This is a genomic window from Rahnella aceris (assembly GCF_011684115.1).
GTDB lineage: Bacteria > Pseudomonadota > Gammaproteobacteria > Enterobacterales > Enterobacteriaceae > Rahnella > Rahnella aceris.
On record NZ_JAADJV010000010.1, the window covers coordinates 1 to 1,700 of the forward strand.

Genomic DNA, 1,700 nt, shown 5'->3' on the forward strand with positions numbered 1-1,700 from the left:
TCGGTGGCAAAAAATATCAAGTCTTAGAGTGACCAAGCAGTAATTCATTTAGTTGAATTATTACGAAGTAATCTCTGAGCACCGCTTCACTTGTTGAAGCAAATCGAACTTTTAATTGAAGAGTTTGATCATGGCTCAGATTGAACGCTGGCGGCAGGCCTAACACATGCAAGTCGAGCGGCAGCGGAAAGTAGCTTGCTACTTTGCCGGCGAGCGGCGGACGGGTGAGTAATGTCTGGGAAACTGCCTGATGGAGGGGGATAACTACTGGAAACGGTAGCTAATACCGCATGACCTCGAAAGAGCAAAGTGGGGGATCTTCGGACCTCACGCCATCGGATGTGCCCAGATGGGATTAGCTAGTAGGTGAGGTAATGGCTCACCTAGGCGACGATCCCTAGCTGGTCTGAGAGGATGACCAGCCACACTGGAACTGAGACACGGTCCAGACTCCTACGGGAGGCAGCAGTGGGGAATATTGCACAATGGGCGCAAGCCTGATGCAGCCATGCCGCGTGTGTGAAGAAGGCCTTAGGGTTGTAAAGCACTTTCAGCGAGGAGGAAGGCATCATACTTAATACGTGTGGTGATTGACGTTACTCGCAGAAGAAGCACCGGCTAACTCCGTGCCAGCAGCCGCGGTAATACGGAGGGTGCAAGCGTTAATCGGAATTACTGGGCGTAAAGCGCACGCAGGCGGTTTGTTAAGTCAGATGTGAAATCCCCGCGCTTAACGTGGGAACTGCATTTGAAACTGGCAAGCTAGAGTCTTGTAGAGGGGGGTAGAATTCCAGGTGTAGCGGTGAAATGCGTAGAGATCTGGAGGAATACCGGTGGCGAAGGCGGCCCCCTGGACAAAGACTGACGCTCAGGTGCGAAAGCGTGGGGAGCAAACAGGATTAGATACCCTGGTAGTCCACGCTGTAAACGATGTCGACTTGGAGGTTGTGCCCTTGAGGCGTGGCTTCCGGAGCTAACGCGTTAAGTCGACCGCCTGGGGAGTACGGCCGCAAGGTTAAAACTCAAATGAATTGACGGGGGCCCGCACAAGCGGTGGAGCATGTGGTTTAATTCGATGCAACGCGAAGAACCTTACCTACTCTTGACATCCACGGAATTCGCCAGAGATGGCTTAGTGCCTTCGGGAACCGTGAGACAGGTGCTGCATGGCTGTCGTCAGCTCGTGTTGTGAAATGTTGGGTTAAGTCCCGCAACGAGCGCAACCCTTATCCTTTGTTGCCAGCACGTAATGGTGGGAACTCAAAGGAGACTGCCGGTGATAAACCGGAGGAAGGTGGGGATGACGTCAAGTCATCATGGCCCTTACGAGTAGGGCTACACACGTGCTACAATGGCATATACAAAGAGAAGCGAACTCGCGAGAGCAAGCGGACCTCATAAAGTATGTCGTAGTCCGGATTGGAGTCTGCAACTCGACTCCATGAAGTCGGAATCGCTAGTAATCGTAGATCAGAATGCTACGGTGAATACGTTCCCGGGCCTTGTACACACCGCCCGTCACACCATGGGAGTGGGTTGCAAAAGAAGTAGGTAGCTTAACCTTCGGGAGGGCGCTTACCACTTTGTGATTCATGACTGGGGTGAAGTCGTAACAAGGTAACCGTAGGGGAACCTGCGGTTGGATCACCTCCTTACCTCAAGATACGCATTGTGCAGTGTCCACACAGATTGTCTGATAG

General features: G+C 52.4%; 1 rRNA gene. It reads left to right on the plus strand.

From position 1 onward, the window contains the following. The first annotated feature begins 112 nt into the window (after positions 1-112). A 16S ribosomal RNA gene (locus GW591_RS23990) occupies positions 113-1,655 on the plus strand. Positions 1,656-1,700 lie beyond the last annotated feature (45 nt).